The sequence below is a fragment of the Caballeronia humi genome, assembly GCF_001544475.1.
In the GTDB taxonomy this organism is placed as follows: domain Bacteria; phylum Pseudomonadota; class Gammaproteobacteria; order Burkholderiales; family Burkholderiaceae; genus Caballeronia; species Caballeronia humi.
Map to the genome: position 1 here is coordinate 266551 of NZ_FCNW02000003.1, position 15452 is coordinate 282002.

Here is a 15452-nt window from a genome sequence, read left to right on the forward strand (position 1 = left end):
CGTGCATGGCGATGAGCCGCTGCACGACGCCGGGCCCGTACCCGCAGTCCCCAATGCCGCCGATATTCGCGAAGTAACTCAGCTTGATGTGCGATCGTCGCCTCGATAACGCGTGCGCTCGACGGGCATCGTCTCCGGCAAACGATTCGATTGGACCATTACCGAAGCCTGAGCATCTCGGCACGAGTAGAGCCTGTGTGCGGGCGATAGAAAAATAAAACCCCGTCGGTTTCACGACGGGGTTCGATTTGAGCGCTCCGAGGCCAGAAGCGCCCTTATGTATCGCGCCAGCTATCGTCGTTGTTGCTGCCGAGGTCGAGACCGCCGCCACCGCTGCCGTCGTTCCAGTCGTTCGAGCCATTGCCGAGGTCGAGGCCGCCCGTGCCGTTGTCGATTCCACTGCCAGCGGCGCCGCCTGCTCCGAACGGATTATCGGCAGAAGGCGTATCACGTTCGGACATCGGACCGCCGCGCCCATGCGAAAGCACTTGACCGAGCAGCACGCCAGTGAGCAGGCCACCCATGCCGCCTCCGAAACCGCCGCCCTGCTGGATGATCACAGGCGGTTGCTGCTGCGGATACGGCTGTTGGGGATAGGGCTGCTGCGGCTGTTGTTGCGGATAAGGCGCTTGCTGATACTGCCCCTGAGGGTTGCGCCCAAAGCGCTCGGCTTCCTGCGCGTACACGGAATCGGCTTCACGCGGGGCGGGCGCCGCGTTCGGATCGACCCGGCCTTCTGACCGCGCCTTCAAACTTTCGACGCGGTTCGCAAGATCGTCGACCTGATAGGGCGCGACCGGATTCCTGGCATTCGAGAGCCCCTCGACCATCTCTCGCAACTGCTCCTCGACACCTTCGACTTCCTTCAACAACGCCTCATGCCCCGGCGCGGTCGAAAGCCGCACGTCGAGCTTGAGCGTGCGCACTTCGTTGAGCAATTCCGTTGCGCGTTTCAGTTGCGCGCGACGATCGTCCGTGGCGCGGCCGTCGTCTTTCTCGCGGGCGCGCTTCAGGCCCCAGCGCAACACGAGCGCGATCGCGCCGAACAAGAGCACGATGCCGATCCATGCAACCGGCGATACGCCGTGCTTCTCCTGCACGGGCGCCGGCGCCGGATTGAACGGCTTCTGCGCGACGCTGCCGGTGTTCGCCTGCTGCCCGCCGGGCACGTTCGCGACGACGCCCGCGCGATTCGCGTCGCCGCGAATGCGCGCTTCCGTCGCGGCGAAACGCATCGGGTCGGTGAACTTGAGTTGCGGATCGAGCGATTTCGCCTGCCGCAAGTGGGCGAGGGCTTCGTCGTAGCGGCCCTCGCGATCGAGCACCTGCGCGTACAGATAGTGCGCATGCGCGTTATCCGGATGCGCCTGCAGGACCTCGGTCAGGCCGGCATCGGCTTTCTGCCAGTTGCCCTGCGTCATCGCCTGTTCGATCTGCTGGGCGCTCGGCACGGCAAACGCGGCCGACGTAACCAGCAGCAGCGACGCCGCGAGAGCCGTCAAAAGTTTTTTCATGATGCGGACCGGACGCGATAAACGCCCGTCTCCAATCGATGACACATTCCCGTGCGACGCGCGGCAAGCCCGGAAGTTCGCCGCGCGTCGCACCGGTAAGGTTACTGCGGTTACTGCGGTTACTGCGCAGGCGTGTTCAACTGCTTCTTCAGCGCTTCGAGCCGGTCCTCGACGGACGGGCCGCGATGGAGTTCAGCAAGTTTGTCGTCGAGCGCCTTGCCGGACTTCTGGTCGGCGGAATTGAGCCGCGCGTCCGAGCGGGCGTTCGCGAGTTGCACCTTGTCTTCCAGCTTCTGAAAATCCTCGGACAGATTCTTCCCGCCGATGCCGCCGAGCGCCGTCGCCGCGACGTCCTTGGCCTGCGCGATCTGCTGCTTCGCCTGCAGGATGTTGGAGCGTGCGTTGAGGTCGTTGCGGCGCTGACGCATGTCGGTGATCTGTTGCTTCAGATGATCGACCGACGGCACGAGTGTAGCCAGTTCGCCCGCGAGCGCGTCGCGTTCGGTTTCGGCGTTGGCTTGTGCAGCGAGCGCTTCACGCGCCAGGCCTTCGTCGCCCGATTGCAGCGCTCGCCTTGCGCCGTCTTCGTACTTCTTCGCTTTCTCGGCGGCGACGTCGCGCTTGCTTTGCTGCGTCGCGACCTGCGCCTCGATTTCGATCAGCGCGTTTTCCGCCTTGGCGATGCTGTCGTCGAGCTCGCGCACGATCTGGCGTGAATCGCGCGACGGGTCCTGCATGGTGTCGGCGGCGTCGTTCAACAGGCCCTTGACGGTACGCGTGATGGAATCCAATAGCGACATGTGTTTCTCCTTGATGAAGGCGGACGTTCGCGTGTTGCGTGATGGCGAACCGTTCGTGCGGCGCGTATTCCTGACGCGCCACGTAAATTCGGGCCGGGCGCGCGAATTGCAAGCATGAGCTTCAATATTTCACGCTTTTGCCGGCTATCTTGCGTCTTCTATTAGAGCACGATGCGGCTTAAGCGGGTCTTAACCCGACGCCGCTCCAGCGTTAAGGAATGTAACGGCGGACGGCCCTTGCCATCGTGACAACACAATCAGCGGAACAATCATGTCGAAGGTGCTCGTCGTTGCGTTCGCGGTCGCGGCCGTCGTGTTTCTCGTGCTCGACGGGCTCTGGCTCGGGGTGATCGGACGTGGTCTTTATCAGCGCGAGATCGGGGCGCTCCTGCTCGAGCGGCCGAACTTCGGCGCGGCGGCGGTATTCTATGTGCTGTACATCGGCGCGATGACCTACTTCTGCGTGATGCCGGGCATCGCTGAATCGAGCGCGGCGCGCGCTCTGATCAACGGCGTGCTGTTCGGCGCGATCGCCTACGCAACCTACGACCTCACCAACCTCGCGACGCTCAAGGGCTGGAGCACGACGATCGTCATCGTCGATATCGCGTGGGGCGCGTTCGCCACGGCGGTGGCATCGGCGGCTGCGGTGGCGGTTTCTGCCCGGTTCGCGCCGTGACACGCGGATGACAGGGGCCTCGAATTACTTTGAATGACCGCCGGTAATCGATGCGCCTGCGTCGGTGTCGCCGGGTTCGGTGGATTCGTCGGATTCCGGTGTGGATTCGGCTTTGGGAGGCTTGGCGAGCGCTGCAGCCTTCTGCGCGGCCGCCGCATTGACCGCCGCGTTGACGGCTGCCGCCTTCGCCTCGCGCGCGGCCGCTTTTTCCGCGACGTGACGCAACGCGACGTTGAGTGCATCGGGGGTTTTGGGCGCCCGCAACCGGTCGACGATACCGGCGACCTTGATCTGCTCGCTCGTCGCGTTGAAGTTCAGCACGGCCCGCCGCATGAGCTCGCTCACGCTGATGCCGAGGCCATCGGCCGTGTTGCTGATGGCGAGTTTTTGCGCGGGTGTCACGAAAACAACGATGCGTTCGCTGGGTTTGGTAGACATGAGCGGCTCGCAAACAGTAAGGCGATTGCAAAGAAGCGATGAGACAAAGTTACCGCAAGGGGCGGCGCCGCACGCGTTCGTTCGACCGCTAAACGGCGCATCCATCATATCGTTTTGCGCCACTGCGTGGTGGGACGCCGGTTCTGTGACGAAATCGCGTCACGAGGCGAAAGTCGCGCGCGCTCAATGACTTGGGCATTTTCTCATACGGTTGTCCACAGCGTGTTCAACAGAATGTGTGAGTAACTCGTTCGCGCGCGGGCGCACCGGGGAAGTCAATTGCTTACAAAAAAATCGGACGCTTCCGGTAGATCATCGCTCGAATTCTTTAAAATGCGCTGTTACCCTGCGCGTGGGCCGAACCGCGCTCGATATAAGTCTCCGGCCGCACTCATGGCGCCTCGCGCTGTCTATCAATGGACTACCGCGCGCCTTCACTGTCATTTCTCGCTCGCGCGGCCCGCCGCTACGCGAAGCGCGGGGCGCAAGCCTCGAGTGCCAAGCATTACGCGCCCCGCAGGGCGCCGAACCATCGAAGTCAATGCCAATCATCAAACGACCGAACCCCTCGAACCCCTCGCGCGACGTCCGCCATTACATCGGCCCCGGCGATTCCAAGGATCGCAACGACCGCAATGACCGCAATGACAGAAACGATCGCAATGACCGCCGCGGCCGCGACGAGCCCAAGCGGCGCTCGTTCGCCGGAGCCGTCGTGAAGTGGATCGCCGGTCTCTTCGCGATCGGCGCGGTGCTCGGTGCGCTGATCGTCGGCTATGCGCTCGTCGTGATGGGGCCGAATTTACCGTCGCTCACCGTGATCACCGACTATCGGCCGAAAGTGCCGCTGCGCGTCTATACGGCCGATCACGTGCTGATCGGTGAGTTCGGCGAGGAGCGTCGCAGCCTCGCGCGCTTCCAGGACATCCCCGACTCGATGAAGAAAGCCGTGCTCGCGATCGAGGACTATCGCTTCTACGATCACGGCGGCGTCGATTTCCTCGGCATCCTGCGCGCGGGCGTCACGGACGTGATGCACGGCGGCGCCTCGCAGGGCGCGAGCACGATCACGATGCAGGTCGCGCGCAACTTCTTCCTGTCGAGTGAGAAGACCTACACGCGCAAGATCTACGAAATGATGCTTGCGTACAAGATCGAGAAGGCGCTGACGAAGGACCAGATTCTCGAGCTGTACATGAACCAGATCTATCTGGGCGAGCGCGCCTATGGCTTTTCGGCTGCGGCGCGCGTCTATTTCGGCAAGGACCTGAAGGACATCACGCTCGCCGAGGCAGCGATGCTCGCGGGCTTGCCGAAGGCGCCGTCGGCGTATAACCCGGTCGTGAACCCGAAGCGCGCGAAGATCCGCCAGCAATACATCCTGAAGCGCATGCTCGACCTGAAATACATCACGCCCGAGCAGTATCAGCAGGCGGTCGCGGAGGAACTGCACACGAAGTCGTCCGGGACGGAGTACGGCGTGCATGCCGAATACGTCGCGGAAATGGTGCGCCAGATGATGTACGCGCAGTACAAGGAAGAGACCTACACGCGCGGCCTCACGGTCACGACGACCATCGATTCCGCCGATCAGGACGCCGCCTATCGCGCCGTGCGCAAGGGCATCATGGATTACGAGCGGCGGCACGGCTATCGCGGGCCAGAAGGCTTCGTGAACCTGCCGAAAGACGCCGACGACCGCGATCAGGCAATCGAAGACGCGCTAGTCGGTCATCCGGACAACGGCGATCTCGTTGCCGCCGTTGTCACGGCCATCAGCGCGAAGCAGGTGACGGCGGAGTTCGTCGGCGGCGATCCGGTGAATATTTCCGGCGACGGCCTGCGCTTCGCCGCGCCGGGGCTGCGCAACAATGCGTCGGCGGCGTTGCGCATCAAGGTCGGTTCGATCGTGCGGCTCGCCAAGGACGCGAAAGACAACTGGCAGATCACGCAGTTGCCGCAGGTGGAAGGCGCGCTCGTGTCGCTCGTGCCGCAGGACGGGGCGATCCGCGCGCTCGTCGGCGGCTTCGATTTCAACAAGAACAAGTTCAACCACGTCACGCAGGCGTGGCGCCAGCCGGGTTCGAGCTTCAAGCCGTTCATCTATTCGGCCGCTATCGACAAAGGTCTGGGACCCGCGACCATCATCAACGACGCGCCGCTCTATTTCCCGCCGACGACCCCCGGCGGCCAGGCCTGGGAGCCGAAGGACGACGACCAGCCCGACGGGCCGATGTCGATGCGTACCGGCCTGCAACGCTCGAAGAATCTTGTGTCGATCCGCATCCTGTCGTACATCGGCACGCAGTACGCGCAGGACTTCGTCACGAAGAATTTCGGCTTCGACGTCGACAAAACGCCGCCGTACCTGCCGCTCGCGCTCGGCGCGGGGCTCGTGACGCCGTTGCAGCTAAGTGGCGCGTATTCGGTGTTCGCGAACGGCGGCTATCGCATCAATCCGTACCTGATCGCCGAAGTCGCCGATGCGCGCGGCACCGTGATCTCGCGCACCGATCCGCTGACCGCGGGCCGCAACGCGCCGCAGACGCTCGATCCGCGCAACGCTTACATGATGAACAGCCTGCTGCATACGGTCGCGACCTCGGGCACCGGGTCAGGCACCAACGTGCTCAAGCGCAACGACCTGCAGGGCAAGACCGGCACGACCAACGACGCGAAGGACGGCTGGTTCGCGGGCTATCAGCGCTCGCTCGTCACGGTTGCGTGGATGGGCTACGACCAGCCGAAGACGCTCGGCAGCAAGGAATTCGGCGCGCAGCTCGCGTTGCCGATCTGGGTCGATTTCATGGGACGCGCCCTCAAGGGCGTGGCGCAGCAGCCGATGCCGAAGCCCGACGGCATCAGTAACTTCGACGGCGAGTTGTTCTACGCGGACCGGCTGCCGGGCAGCGGTTTTATCGCGAGCATCGGCATGGATGCGGCCGATCCGGCGGGCGCGGTGACGACGACTTCAGGCGGCGTCGGACCGGGCGGGATGCAGGCGCCGAACGTCGATTCGGATGAGCGGAAGCAAATCATGGATCTGTTCAGCAAGCACTGATCCTCCCGTTTGCCGACGAAAAAAAACGCGCCGCAACTTTGAACTGCGGCGCGTTTTTTATTACTTGCCGAGCGCGGAGGCCGGCTTGACCGTGCAGGTCGTGTTGACCGTCGAGTGATCGGCGAAGGAGAGCGTGAGCGGCACCGTCGAGCCGATCACGAGGGGCTTGGGCGCGTCTTCGAGCATCAGGTGATAGCCCTTCGGCGCAAAGCGCAACGTGCCGTGCGCGGGCACCTCGGCGGACTCGACGTGCGACATCGTCGCCGTCGTGCCGCTGCTCTCTGACTTGTGCAGCATCGCCATGCCGAACGCGGGCGTCTCGGCCCCGACGAGCGACGCGGCCTTGTCGCCGCCGTTCGACACCACGAAGTATCCCGACGACGGCAGGTTCGGCGGCATCGAACGAATCCAGCAGTCACTGACTGCGAGCGTTGCAGCGTGAGCGAACGGCGCGCCGAGCAGCGCACCGGCGAGGACGATGATCTTTTTCATGCTGACCTCACTTGACCTTGAAGTTGTAATGGCCCTGCGTGCGATGGCCGTCGGCGGCGACGGCCGTCCAGTTCACGCGATACGTGCCCGGCGCGAGATCGCCGAGCGCGACGCTCATATGCTTCTTGTCGCTGGCATCCACGGCGGATTTCGCTGCGGTGACGGGCTTGCCGGCGGCATCGGTGACGTCGAGCTTGCTGAACGACGGTTCGAGCGCCTCGCCGAAATCGATCGCGACTTCGTGCGGCGCGCTGACGGTGGAGTCGGCAGCGGGGACTTGATGCTTCGGCACGGCGTGCGCAAAAGCGAACGGCGCGGCGACAAAGAGGCTCGCGGCCAGTGCGCCGCGAATGACTTCCGTTTTCATGATATGTGTTCTCGCCTGATACGAGGTTTGTAGAGCGCCTGCTCGACGCAGCGCATGGTGCGGATTCAGGCGAAGGAGGGCGGAGCGCGAGGCTTGGCGGCGAGGATCGGGGCGTAGGGCGTCGTGGCGACGCGTCCCGTAGCAATGCGCGCGGAACCTTCGATCGATGCCGCGCGCTGCGTGTGCTTCGGCGGCGCCATGAACGGCGTATGCGCGGTGAAGCTGCAATAACCGCACGCTTGCCAATGTGCGGCGTGATCGTCTGGTGTCTGCTTCGGGTTCGAGGAGACACCGGCGGAACAGAACGACGCCAGCGTCGACTCGATGCGACCGCGTTCGATCATCTGCGATGCGGCGGGGACGAGCGTCGTCAGGAGGATCGCAAGCAATCCGACGATACCGCCGATCTTCCGTATCAGAACGCTGCGCATGAACGCGTGGGACACCGTGTGCAGAACCAGCGGCCGATTATGCCACGCAAGGCAAGTGCTGCTTGATGAGCACACGCGATGGATCGACGCATGTCACGACAAGCAAAAGACAAAAAGCCCGACTCAATTGAGCCGGGCTTTTTGTCTTGAAATCTTGCTTGGTTGCGGGGGTAGGATTTGAACCTACGACCTTCGGGTTATGAGCCCGACGAGCTGCCAGACTGCTCCACCCCGCGTCCGTCGAAGAAAAGATTATAGCGCGGCGCAACGTCCACCGCAAGCTTTTCAAGATTGCAGTGAGATGGCAGTTGAGCGTCGCTTCGACATCTCATGGGATATCGAGAGAACTTGCGTTTTTGAAGGGGTGTTCCCCGGATCGCCGAGGCCGCGCTCACGAGCAATAAGATCGCACCGCCGTCAGAGTCGAGGAAGAGAGCGTGCTGGTCCACGCACGGCAAGCGAGAAGGCATTTCCCGCCGATAACGTCAGGCTGACACTCAAGCCTGTTGATCGGGCTGGTTCATGAGGCTTGCTGTTCCCACTGGCCCTGTGAGGCGCCCTTCGACACTAATCGCGCTTCGCGGTGGTTCGGAATCCGATGGTTCTTGACCGGCAGGGTACAAACGCGCCCTGCACATGAAACTATCGGGACGGCACTGGAAGTCGTTCCAAGGCAAGTCCGCGTGGATTTACGGCTTGCCGGCTTTCGTGGCCATGTCAAAATATGTGGCTACAGGCGCGGGCGTACGACGGCCAGCGCTCTGTCAATCACCGTCAATTGAATATCGACTGGACATCATGGACATCCCCCACGACCTCCACGCCATCGCCCACCAGGAGAAGAGCCTTGTCTTCCCGCAGTTTGACTGCGACCGCGCCTGGCAAATCGGCTCGCAATTGCGCGAGATGGCCTATGCGCGCGGCGCGGCCGTCGCGATCGACGTGCGCACGTTCGGCCGGCATCTTTTCTTCGCCGCGCTCGATGGCACGACGCCGAACAATGCGTCGTGGATCGAGCGCAAGTCGCGCACGGTCGAGCATTTCCGGTGCAGTTCCTACGCGATCGGTCTCCAGCTCCAGCAGCAGGGCACGACGCTCACCGACAAATACGGCCTCTCCGCCGCCGATTACGCCTCGCACGGCGGCGCTTTCCCGTTGACCGTGGCGCGCGTCGGCGTGATCGGTTCGGTGGCGGTGTCGGGGCTGCCGCAGCGCGACGATCATCAGATGGTCGTCGAGGCGCTCAGCGCCGTGCTCGGCATGGATTTCGGCGCGCTCGCGCTTTCGCGGGAATAGGCCGCATGCGCTCGCTCGCGTATGGGTTGCTCGCGGTGGCGATCGTCGCCGAGGTCGTGGCGACGTCCGCGTTGCGCGCGTCGGATGGATTCACGCGGCTCGTGCCGTCGCTGATCGTCGTCGCGGGCTACGGGCTGTCGTTCTATTTGTTGTCGCTCACGCTGCGCTCGCTGCCGGTCGGCATCGTCTATGCGGTCTGGTCGGGCGCGGGGATCGTGCTGATCACGGCCGTCGCCGCGTTTCTTTTCAAGCAGGTGCCCGATTTACCGGCTGTGCTCGGCATGGGCCTGATCGTCGCGGGAGTGGTGGTGCTGAACGTGTTCTCGAAGGTGAGCGCGCATTGAAACCATAAGCGCCTCCTTCGATCGACATAATCAAGCGCTTACTTGCAGCGTACGACCATCGAGCGATTCTTGACGTTGGCGGAAATCACGTTGGTGATGCCGCCGCCCGTCGGGCCGCCTTCCTCGTTGTCCTTCGACACGATGTCGTAGCCCGTCGCGCCGCACGCGCGGCCCGCGAGCACGTAGCAGCTTCCCCAGCTCGATCCGGCATCGGCGCCGCTGCAGTTGATGGCGTAGCCGGTCTGGCCGTCGGGCAAATTGATGAGCGACGCGTTGTTCGACGACGCGCAAGCTGCAAGGCCGGCAGCCAGGAGCAAAGAGGCGCAAAGCGGCAGCCTCGACGATGTGCGGCGCATGCGCCGCGCGAATTCCTTCATGTGTACCTCGTGGATGATCGGTGCGGAAAGGCCGTATTTTCCCACACGCGCCTTACGCGACCCGTAAGCGGTTGTTAGCGCGGGCGCGCGGTTTGCGGGTTGCCAGCAGAAAGGCATGAAAGGGCGTTGATCGGCAATATGTACGCTATTTCAAGAAATATTTGCCGATTGACGGGATCAGCGAAGCATACATAAGGAAAATGTCATGGCAGAACGAGTGAGTGGCCCGTACCGGGGCTATTACATCAGCGCGTCGGCGCGTCTCATCCAGCCGCACGGCCAGCAAGGCAAAGGCGACGAAACCCCGATCTACGTCGGCTCGGTGAGCGTGGCGCAACACGGCCCCGACGATGTCCACCGTTTCGAGGCGCTCATCGATCTCGGCAGCGAACAGCGTTTCGCCACCGTCGACGAGGCGCTCGCGCACGTCGAAAAAGCCGCGCGCGCGTATATCGACCGGCTGTTGCCGTCTTCCTGATGCGGCAACTGCACGTTCGTCACCCGCTCTTGCAGGACATCGCGCAATGTCTGCTCGATCTCTTTCCGAGCAACGCGGATGTGAGCGAAGTCGGCACTGAACAGGCGCCGTCGCTCTTCATGAGCTGGCGTACGAGCGGTGTCGCGAATCATCCGGGCAACGTCGCGTGGGGCGTGCATTACCGCTTCGATCCCCAATTGCTGCGCGCCGGCCCCGAATTCACCGACGACGCCCGCCGCGCCATGTGCCACCGCGTGCGCGAAATGAGCCGGCATCTGCGTTTCGACTACGCCGATCCGACGGCGACGTCGCTCTTCGTGGTCGATGTCCCAGCGGTGCCGGTCGAGGCATAACAGGTAGACCGCGCCGCGCGCTGGCGAGTACCATATGCGCCAATTCCCATGCGGCGTAGTCGTATCCGCGCCGAGTCACGAGGCGATCATGGTCATTCAGTTTCCCCCGGACGCTCCCGATTACCACGGTTCCAACCTGACGATCGTCTTCGCCGCGCTCGTCGACGGAGAGCGCGTGCCGTGCGCGATCTCCGTCGAGGCGCTCGAAGATCACTTCGATACACGGAGCTGCGACAGCGACGGTTGGATCCGCGCGTTCGATGCCGGCCGTCCGCGCATCGAAGCGGTCGCACGCGAACACCTGCGCGTGAGCAACGGCTCGCCCGTGCTTTTGAAGAGCGGCCACTTTCCTCCCGGAAAGGTCGTCGCATAGGCAACGATTACACCGCTGTGTAAGCCGTTCCTTCCTCGACGTTCCGACTTCAGAAATCCTTTAGCAAAACCCTCGCACCGTCTCAACGCGCGGCTTAATTTGCGATTACCATTCAAGAACAGTGCGCCGCGAAAATGCGATTGGCGCGGCACGCCGCTTGCTGGCCGGGATTCGCTTGGCGGCCGGAAGCTCAAATATAAAAATCGCGCGGGGGTTGTCATGTTTCATACCTTGATGAGTTCGCTCGTCGAGTTCAGCGCTTTCTGGCTGATCTGGGCGGCGGTCGGTTTGTTGTTCCTGGCGGTTTGCATCGTGGTGGCATCCGCCATCACGAGCGATCCGGAAGAACCGCTTCACGGCGCCACGCAAGCAGCCGACGAAGAACGCAAGATGATTGTCTGAGCGTTCGGCCGGGCTGAACGACCGTCTGATTGTCTGAGCGTTCGGCCGGGCTGAACGACCGTCAGCCCGGACTCACTTTCGAGAGTGATCCGCATGGGAATCCAGGAACGACGGACCGAGCAGCGGCAGGCGGTACGCGAACGCATCCTGGATGCGTCGCGCGACATCGTCGGGCGCGAGGGTTTCGCCGCGCTTTCCATGCGAAAGATCGCGGAGGCGATCGACTATTCGCCTGCCGCCTTGTACCTGCATTTCAAGAGCCGCGCCGATATCGCGCAGGCATTGCGCGCTGAGGGCCACACGCAGCTTTTCGCGGCCTTTGCGCCGCACTCGACGATCGTCGATCCCGCCGCGCGTCTGAAAGCGATGGGACGCGCCTACGTCGAATTCGGGCTCGAACATGGCGAGACGTATCGTCTGATGTTCATGGAGCCGTCGAGCCCCGCCGATACCCCCGATTTCCCGAGCGCCGCCGCGGCGCTCTCTCTGATGACCGATGCCTTCGTCGAACTGCGCGCGGCGGGCCGCACGCCTGCGCGTGCGCCGGCGGCCGCCTGCGCGGAGGCGCTGTGGGCGAACCTGCACGGCATCGTCGCGCTGGCGCTCGCGCGCTCGGCTTATTTGCAGCATTTACCCGTTTCCAGTCATTCCACGCACGCCGCGCTGCCTGAAGCGCTCGATGCAGCGCCGGCCGAAACGCTCGCCGAGCTCTCGCTTGACGCGTGGTTCGGCCACGACGCTGAAACCGCCGAAACCGCGTTTTCAGTCCGTGGCGTGAAACCCGAACAGACCCCTATCCACCGATGAGAACCGAAGACATCCGCATCGAAACCGCCAACGGCCTGGGCTTCATCGCGCTCGACCGGCCGCAGGCGTTGAACGCACTGACGACAGGCATGCTTCACGCGATCCGCAACGCCCTTGGCGACTGGCGCCACGATCACGCGATCCGCGCCGTCGTGGTGTACAGCCCGCACCCGCGCGCGTTCTGCGCGGGCGGCGACATCCGCTATCTGTATGAATTGGCGAAGGAGGGGGAGCGCGCGGCCATCGACAAGTTCTTCACCGACGAATACCGCCTCAACCACACCGTTTTCACCTATTCGAAGCCTTATATCGCGGTGACGAACGGCGTCGTGATGGGCGGCGGCGTCGGCATTTCGCAGGGCGCGCATCACACGGGCGGCCTGCGCATCGTGACCGGGTCGACGAAGATGGCGATGCCGGAAACGCGCATCGGGCTCTTTCCGGACGTCGGCGCGAGCTGGTTTCTTGCGCGCGCGCCGGGCGCGATCGGGCGTTACATGGCGGCGACGGGCGCGACGATCGGCGCCGCCGATGCGCTCTACGCGCGTCTCGCCGATGCCTACCTCGACGACGCCGCGTTGCCCGAGCTGATCGAATCGCTCAAGCGCGAGCGCCTGAACGACGCCGTCGACGTGGTGCGTTTCATCGAAGCCGCGTGCGTGAAACACAAGGTGACGCCCACGCCGGACGCGAGCCCGCTCGCCGCCGCGCGCGCACAGATTGACAAGCACTTCGCGACCGGCGACGGCGGGGCGATCCTGGCGTCGCTGCAGAAAGAAGCGGACGGTGGCGTCTCGGCCGACTGGGCCGCGCAAACGATCGCCGAATTGCGCGAGCGCTCGCCGCTGTCGATCGAAATCGCGCTGGAACTCGTTGATCGCGCGAAGCTCTCGACGATGGCCGACACGCTGCGGCGCGATCTCGACCTCACGCACAACATTTTCGAGCACGGCGACGTGGTGGAAGGCATCCGCGCGCGCATCGTCGACAAGGACAACCAGCCGGTGTGGAAAGTGCCGCGCATCGAGGACGTGACGCGCGACGGGGTGAAGCGGATGTTCGATAGCCCGTGGACGCGTGAGCATCATCCGCTCAAGCTGCTGAAGGATTAACCGGCGGGGGGGGGGCGCTGGCGCTGGCGCTGGGGTGGGGTTGTTAACGCCGTTTGATGTTGATGCGCTTCGATGGAACTTGGTTTCTTTGCGGTCTATTAGCTCTGCCCCTGTCCGGGGCGGGACTCACTTTCTTTGCTGCTGCAAAGAAAGTAAGCAAAGAAAGCAGCTTTCAACCGCCAGTGCTAACGGTCCATCACTCGCATAAGAACGAATTGGCGCTGGAGAGTAAGTGTCGCCCTCACGGCGGAACGAGGCTTGGCTAGCGGACCCACTGTGTCAACTCGCGTTACAACGGACAGGTGCAGCAGTCATACATCCGTCCTCGCGCTTCGCGCTCAGACGCGGGGTGCATCGGGGAGGGCGCAAGGAATTAAGGCAAGAGGAGTGCAAGCACAAGATGACTCTTGCGAACCCCACGTGTGAGCCCGACGTCGGAGCGAAGCGAGGACGGAGCCAAACGGAGCGCATACCACTCAGAGGAAGTGCGCGTTGCCACAGTGGGTCCGCGAGCCAAGCCCGGTTCCATCGTGAGGGCGACACTTACTCTCCAGCGCCAATCCCAATCAAACGCTAGTGGTGGATTGTTAGCTTTGGCGGTTGGAAGCTGCTTTCTTTGCTTACTTTCTTTGCAGCAGCAAAGAAAGTGAGTCCCGCCCCGGACAGGGGCAGAGCTAATAGACCGAAAACAAAGCAAGCTCCATAGAGGCCTAAGTGCATCAAACGGTTTAAACCTCAACCCACCCCACCCCAAGCGCCTCACCCCTCCGCGTGACCCGCCATGAAGGCGCGCATGAACACGAGCGCGCCCCACCCCCACATCGCGTTGGTCACGAAACCGAGCGCGAGGCGCGGCAGCATGTTGCCGCTCGGCCAGATGCCGCGCGCCGGATCGACCACGAACACGCTCGCCGCCGTCAGCACGATGCCGCCGAACACGAGCGCGCCCACCCACGGCGCGTGCCGCTCGGGCGAGACGCGCAAAAGCCACGCCATCAGAATCCCAAACACCGAGCTCCAGAGCGCGTTCGCGAGGAACGTCGGGATGCCGAGCGGCAGGAACGGGTCGGTGGAGAAGCCGGCCGGCTCGAAGAGACCGGCGGCATGCAGCAGTGCGAGAGTCGATTCGCGGAAAAACAGGGCGGCGAGAAAACCCGAAACGAACGGCAGTATGACTTTTTGCATTGAATGGACCGCGTAGGGCGCTAGCCGCCGCATTTTTAAGATGAGCGCCATTATAGAGGGCGCCTGTCTGTAAAAAGCGGTGGAAAACGCGTCGGCGCATGGCTGCTCCAGCGTCGGCCTAATCACGAAAGTGGAAAACCTAAGCTGGAAAAAATCGTTCTAATCGACAAGTCGCATCCATAGACTGTTTCCAGAGCGAGACGGAGCGGCCGTCTCACGTAAAACGCGCAGCCTCGGCACATCAAGCGCGAGCACAAGGAAAACAGCACCGATGTCCTATGTAGTGTCGATCTCCGGAAGTCCTGCCGTTCAGTCGCGCAGCACCTGGCTGCTCTCGCTTGCCGAAAGCGCGCTGCGCTCGCGCGGACTGACGGTGCGACGCATCGATGCCCGCGCGTTGCCGCCCGCCGCGCTGATGCACGCCGACTTCGCGCATCCGGCTATCCGCGAGGCGCTGGAGTTGATCGAACACGCGCAGGCCGTGGTGATCGCGACGCCGCTCTACAAGGCGTCCTACAGCGGCCTCATCAAAACGCTGCTCGATTTGCTGCCGCAGACAGGCCTGGCCGGCAAGATCGTCCTGCCGATCGCAACGGGCGGCTCGCTCGCGCATCTGCTTGCGCTCGATTACGCGTTGAAGCCCGTGCTGTCGTCGCTCGGGGCGCGGCATCATCTGACGAATGTGTTCGCCTCCGACGCCGACATGCCGAAGAGCGACACCGGCTACAGCGTGCACGCAGAGACCGCGCAGCGCGTGATCGCCTCGGCCGATGCGCTTGCCCACGCGCTCGGCGAACAGGCGCAGTTGCGCGAATGGCGCTCGAAGGCGGCCGTTGCGCAGGCGCCCGCGCTTGCTGGACTCGTACGCTGCGCGACCTGACCGTTATTTAAGAATCTTCTGGGGCCCGCTGAACGTATCGTCCGGCGGCGCCGCTGCACGCCA

General features: G+C 63.4%; 19 protein-coding genes and 1 tRNA gene. 11 read left to right on the forward strand and 9 right to left on the reverse strand.

Going from position 1 to position 15452, the window contains the following annotated elements:
- Window positions 1–275 precede the first annotated feature (275 nt).
- Both AWB65_RS05820 and AWB65_RS05825 read right to left on the reverse strand, forming a co-directional pair.
- Window positions 276–1514, reverse strand: a complete 1239-nt coding sequence (locus AWB65_RS05820; RefSeq protein WP_087666233.1) for a tetratricopeptide repeat protein — start codon at window positions 1512–1514, stop codon at window positions 276–278.
- A gap of 119 nt (window positions 1515–1633) precedes the next feature.
- Window positions 1634–2314 (reverse strand): PspA/IM30 family protein, encoded by a 681-nt coding sequence (locus AWB65_RS05825; protein WP_087666234.1) that lies wholly within the window; start codon window positions 2312–2314, stop codon window positions 1634–1636.
- Between the two features lie 271 nt (window positions 2315–2585).
- On the opposite strand from AWB65_RS05825, the gene AWB65_RS05830 reads away from it, so the two are divergent.
- On the forward strand, window positions 2586–2993 hold the full coding sequence (locus AWB65_RS05830) for a DUF2177 family protein (RefSeq protein ID WP_087666235.1): 408 nt from the start codon (window positions 2586–2588) through the stop codon (window positions 2991–2993).
- A gap of 24 nt (window positions 2994–3017) precedes the next feature.
- Here AWB65_RS05830 and AWB65_RS05835 read toward each other — a convergent pair whose 3' ends face one another.
- A complete protein-coding gene (locus AWB65_RS05835) occupies window positions 3018–3431 on the reverse strand; it encodes a plasmid mobilization protein (protein ID WP_327357383.1) in 414 nt (137 codons plus the stop codon).
- Between the two features lie 541 nt (window positions 3432–3972).
- Here AWB65_RS05835 and AWB65_RS05840 point away from each other — a divergent pair.
- Window positions 3973–6492, forward strand: coding sequence for a penicillin-binding protein 1A (locus AWB65_RS05840; protein ID WP_087666236.1), 2520 nt, complete (start codon window positions 3973–3975; stop codon window positions 6490–6492).
- A 60-nt stretch (window positions 6493–6552) separates the two neighbouring features.
- Here AWB65_RS05840 and AWB65_RS05845 read toward each other — a convergent pair whose 3' ends face one another.
- The 4 genes from AWB65_RS05845 to AWB65_RS05860 all read right to left on the reverse strand — a co-directional run bounded on the left by AWB65_RS05845 (window position 6553) and on the right by AWB65_RS05860 (window position 8018).
- The gene (locus tag AWB65_RS05845) at window positions 6553–6984 is read right to left on the reverse strand and encodes a copper chaperone PCu(A)C (RefSeq protein WP_087666237.1); all 432 of its coding nucleotides are present in this window, start codon (window positions 6982–6984) and stop codon (window positions 6553–6555) included.
- Window positions 6985–6991: 7 nt separating this feature from the next.
- Window positions 6992–7351, reverse strand: a complete 360-nt coding sequence (gene copC, locus AWB65_RS05850) for a copper homeostasis periplasmic binding protein CopC (RefSeq protein WP_200821665.1) — start codon at window positions 7349–7351, stop codon at window positions 6992–6994.
- 65 nt (window positions 7352–7416) lie between these two features.
- Entirely contained in the window at window positions 7417–7782 is a 366-nt protein-coding gene (locus AWB65_RS05855; RefSeq protein WP_087666238.1) for a DUF2946 domain-containing protein, read from the reverse strand.
- Window positions 7783–7941: 159 nt separating this feature from the next.
- Window positions 7942–8018 (reverse strand) — tRNA-Met (locus AWB65_RS05860).
- 562 nt (window positions 8019–8580) lie between these two features.
- Here AWB65_RS05860 and AWB65_RS05865 point away from each other — a divergent pair.
- On the forward strand, window positions 8581–9078 hold the full coding sequence (locus AWB65_RS05865) for a heme-degrading domain-containing protein (protein ID WP_087666239.1): 498 nt from the start codon (window positions 8581–8583) through the stop codon (window positions 9076–9078).
- 5 nt (window positions 9079–9083) lie between these two features.
- Complete coding sequence (locus tag AWB65_RS05870; protein WP_087666240.1) at window positions 9084–9422, forward strand: DMT family transporter; 339 nt, start codon at window positions 9084–9086, stop codon at window positions 9420–9422.
- Between the two features lie 38 nt (window positions 9423–9460).
- On the opposite strand, the gene AWB65_RS05875 is transcribed toward AWB65_RS05870, so the two are convergent.
- Complete coding sequence (locus tag AWB65_RS05875) at window positions 9461–9799, reverse strand: hypothetical protein (protein WP_087656011.1); 339 nt, start codon at window positions 9797–9799, stop codon at window positions 9461–9463.
- A 205-nt stretch (window positions 9800–10004) separates the two neighbouring features.
- On the opposite strand from AWB65_RS05875, the gene AWB65_RS05880 reads away from it, so the two are divergent.
- From AWB65_RS05880 to AWB65_RS05905, 6 genes are all read left to right on the forward strand, one after another.
- Window positions 10005–10277: a hypothetical protein gene (locus AWB65_RS05880; protein ID WP_087666241.1), complete on the forward strand. Its 273-nt coding sequence runs from the start codon at window positions 10005–10007 to the stop codon at window positions 10275–10277.
- Window positions 10277–10630, forward strand: coding sequence for a hypothetical protein (locus AWB65_RS05885; RefSeq protein WP_235007516.1), 354 nt, complete (start codon window positions 10277–10279; stop codon window positions 10628–10630). Before AWB65_RS05880 ends, AWB65_RS05885 begins: the two co-directional genes overlap by 1 nt.
- 88 nt (window positions 10631–10718) lie before the next feature.
- Complete coding sequence (locus AWB65_RS05890; RefSeq protein ID WP_087666243.1) at window positions 10719–11003, forward strand: DUF1488 family protein; 285 nt, start codon at window positions 10719–10721, stop codon at window positions 11001–11003.
- A 219-nt stretch (window positions 11004–11222) separates the two neighbouring features.
- The gene (locus tag AWB65_RS05895; protein WP_087656007.1) at window positions 11223–11405 is read left to right on the forward strand and encodes a hypothetical protein; all 183 of its coding nucleotides are present in this window, start codon (window positions 11223–11225) and stop codon (window positions 11403–11405) included.
- 93 nt (window positions 11406–11498) lie between these two features.
- Complete coding sequence (locus AWB65_RS05900) at window positions 11499–12212, forward strand: TetR/AcrR family transcriptional regulator (RefSeq protein ID WP_087666244.1); 714 nt, start codon at window positions 11499–11501, stop codon at window positions 12210–12212.
- Window positions 12209–13324, forward strand: a complete 1116-nt coding sequence (locus AWB65_RS05905; protein ID WP_087666245.1) for an enoyl-CoA hydratase/isomerase family protein — start codon at window positions 12209–12211, stop codon at window positions 13322–13324. Before AWB65_RS05900 ends, AWB65_RS05905 begins: the two co-directional genes overlap by 4 nt.
- A gap of 759 nt (window positions 13325–14083) precedes the next feature.
- On the opposite strand, the gene AWB65_RS05910 is transcribed toward AWB65_RS05905, so the two are convergent.
- The gene (locus AWB65_RS05910; protein WP_087666323.1) at window positions 14084–14509 is read right to left on the reverse strand and encodes a hypothetical protein; all 426 of its coding nucleotides are present in this window, start codon (window positions 14507–14509) and stop codon (window positions 14084–14086) included.
- Between the two features lie 271 nt (window positions 14510–14780).
- On the opposite strand from AWB65_RS05910, the gene ssuE reads away from it, so the two are divergent.
- A complete protein-coding gene (ssuE, locus tag AWB65_RS05915) occupies window positions 14781–15389 on the forward strand; it encodes an NADPH-dependent FMN reductase (protein ID WP_087666246.1) in 609 nt (202 codons plus the stop codon).
- The last annotated feature ends 63 nt before the right edge of the window (window positions 15390–15452 follow it).

Bases quoted from the DNA above. Each gene is read 5' to 3' on its own strand.
- AWB65_RS05845 (WP_087666237.1), bottom strand. From the start codon at position 6,984: ATGAAAAAGATCATCGTCCTCGCCGGTGCGCTGCTCGGCGCGCCGTTC.
- AWB65_RS05855 (WP_087666238.1), bottom strand. From the start codon at position 7,782: ATGCGCAGCGTTCTGATACGGAAGATCGGCGGTATCGTCGGATTGCTT.
- AWB65_RS05895 (WP_087656007.1), top strand. From the start codon at position 11,223: ATGTTTCATACCTTGATGAGTTCGCTCGTCGAGTTCAGCGCTTTCTGG.
- AWB65_RS05875 (WP_087656011.1), bottom strand. From the start codon at position 9,799: ATGAAGGAATTCGCGCGGCGCATGCGCCGCACATCGTCGAGGCTGCCG.
- AWB65_RS05835 (WP_327357383.1), bottom strand. From the start codon at position 3,431: ATGTCTACCAAACCCAGCGAACGCATCGTTGTTTTCGTGACACCCGCG.
- AWB65_RS05870 (WP_087666240.1), top strand. From the start codon at position 9,084: ATGCGCTCGCTCGCGTATGGGTTGCTCGCGGTGGCGATCGTCGCCGAG.
- AWB65_RS05840 (WP_087666236.1), top strand. From the start codon at position 3,973: ATGCCAATCATCAAACGACCGAACCCCTCGAACCCCTCGCGCGACGTC.
- AWB65_RS05880 (WP_087666241.1), top strand. From the start codon at position 10,005: ATGGCAGAACGAGTGAGTGGCCCGTACCGGGGCTATTACATCAGCGCG.
- AWB65_RS05830 (WP_087666235.1), top strand. From the start codon at position 2,586: ATGTCGAAGGTGCTCGTCGTTGCGTTCGCGGTCGCGGCCGTCGTGTTT.
- AWB65_RS05900 (WP_087666244.1), top strand. From the start codon at position 11,499: ATGGGAATCCAGGAACGACGGACCGAGCAGCGGCAGGCGGTACGCGAA.
- ssuE (WP_087666246.1), top strand. From the start codon at position 14,781: ATGTCCTATGTAGTGTCGATCTCCGGAAGTCCTGCCGTTCAGTCGCGC.
- AWB65_RS05890 (WP_087666243.1), top strand. From the start codon at position 10,719: ATGGTCATTCAGTTTCCCCCGGACGCTCCCGATTACCACGGTTCCAAC.
- AWB65_RS05865 (WP_087666239.1), top strand. From the start codon at position 8,581: ATGGACATCCCCCACGACCTCCACGCCATCGCCCACCAGGAGAAGAGC.
- AWB65_RS05905 (WP_087666245.1), top strand. From the start codon at position 12,209: ATGAGAACCGAAGACATCCGCATCGAAACCGCCAACGGCCTGGGCTTC.
- copC (WP_200821665.1), bottom strand. From the start codon at position 7,351: ATGAAAACGGAAGTCATTCGCGGCGCACTGGCCGCGAGCCTCTTTGTC.
- AWB65_RS05910 (WP_087666323.1), bottom strand. From the start codon at position 14,509: ATGCAAAAAGTCATACTGCCGTTCGTTTCGGGTTTTCTCGCCGCCCTG.
- AWB65_RS05825 (WP_087666234.1), bottom strand. From the start codon at position 2,314: ATGTCGCTATTGGATTCCATCACGCGTACCGTCAAGGGCCTGTTGAAC.
- AWB65_RS05885 (WP_235007516.1), top strand. From the start codon at position 10,277: ATGCGGCAACTGCACGTTCGTCACCCGCTCTTGCAGGACATCGCGCAA.
- AWB65_RS05820 (WP_087666233.1), bottom strand. From the start codon at position 1,514: ATGAAAAAACTTTTGACGGCTCTCGCGGCGTCGCTGCTGCTGGTTACG.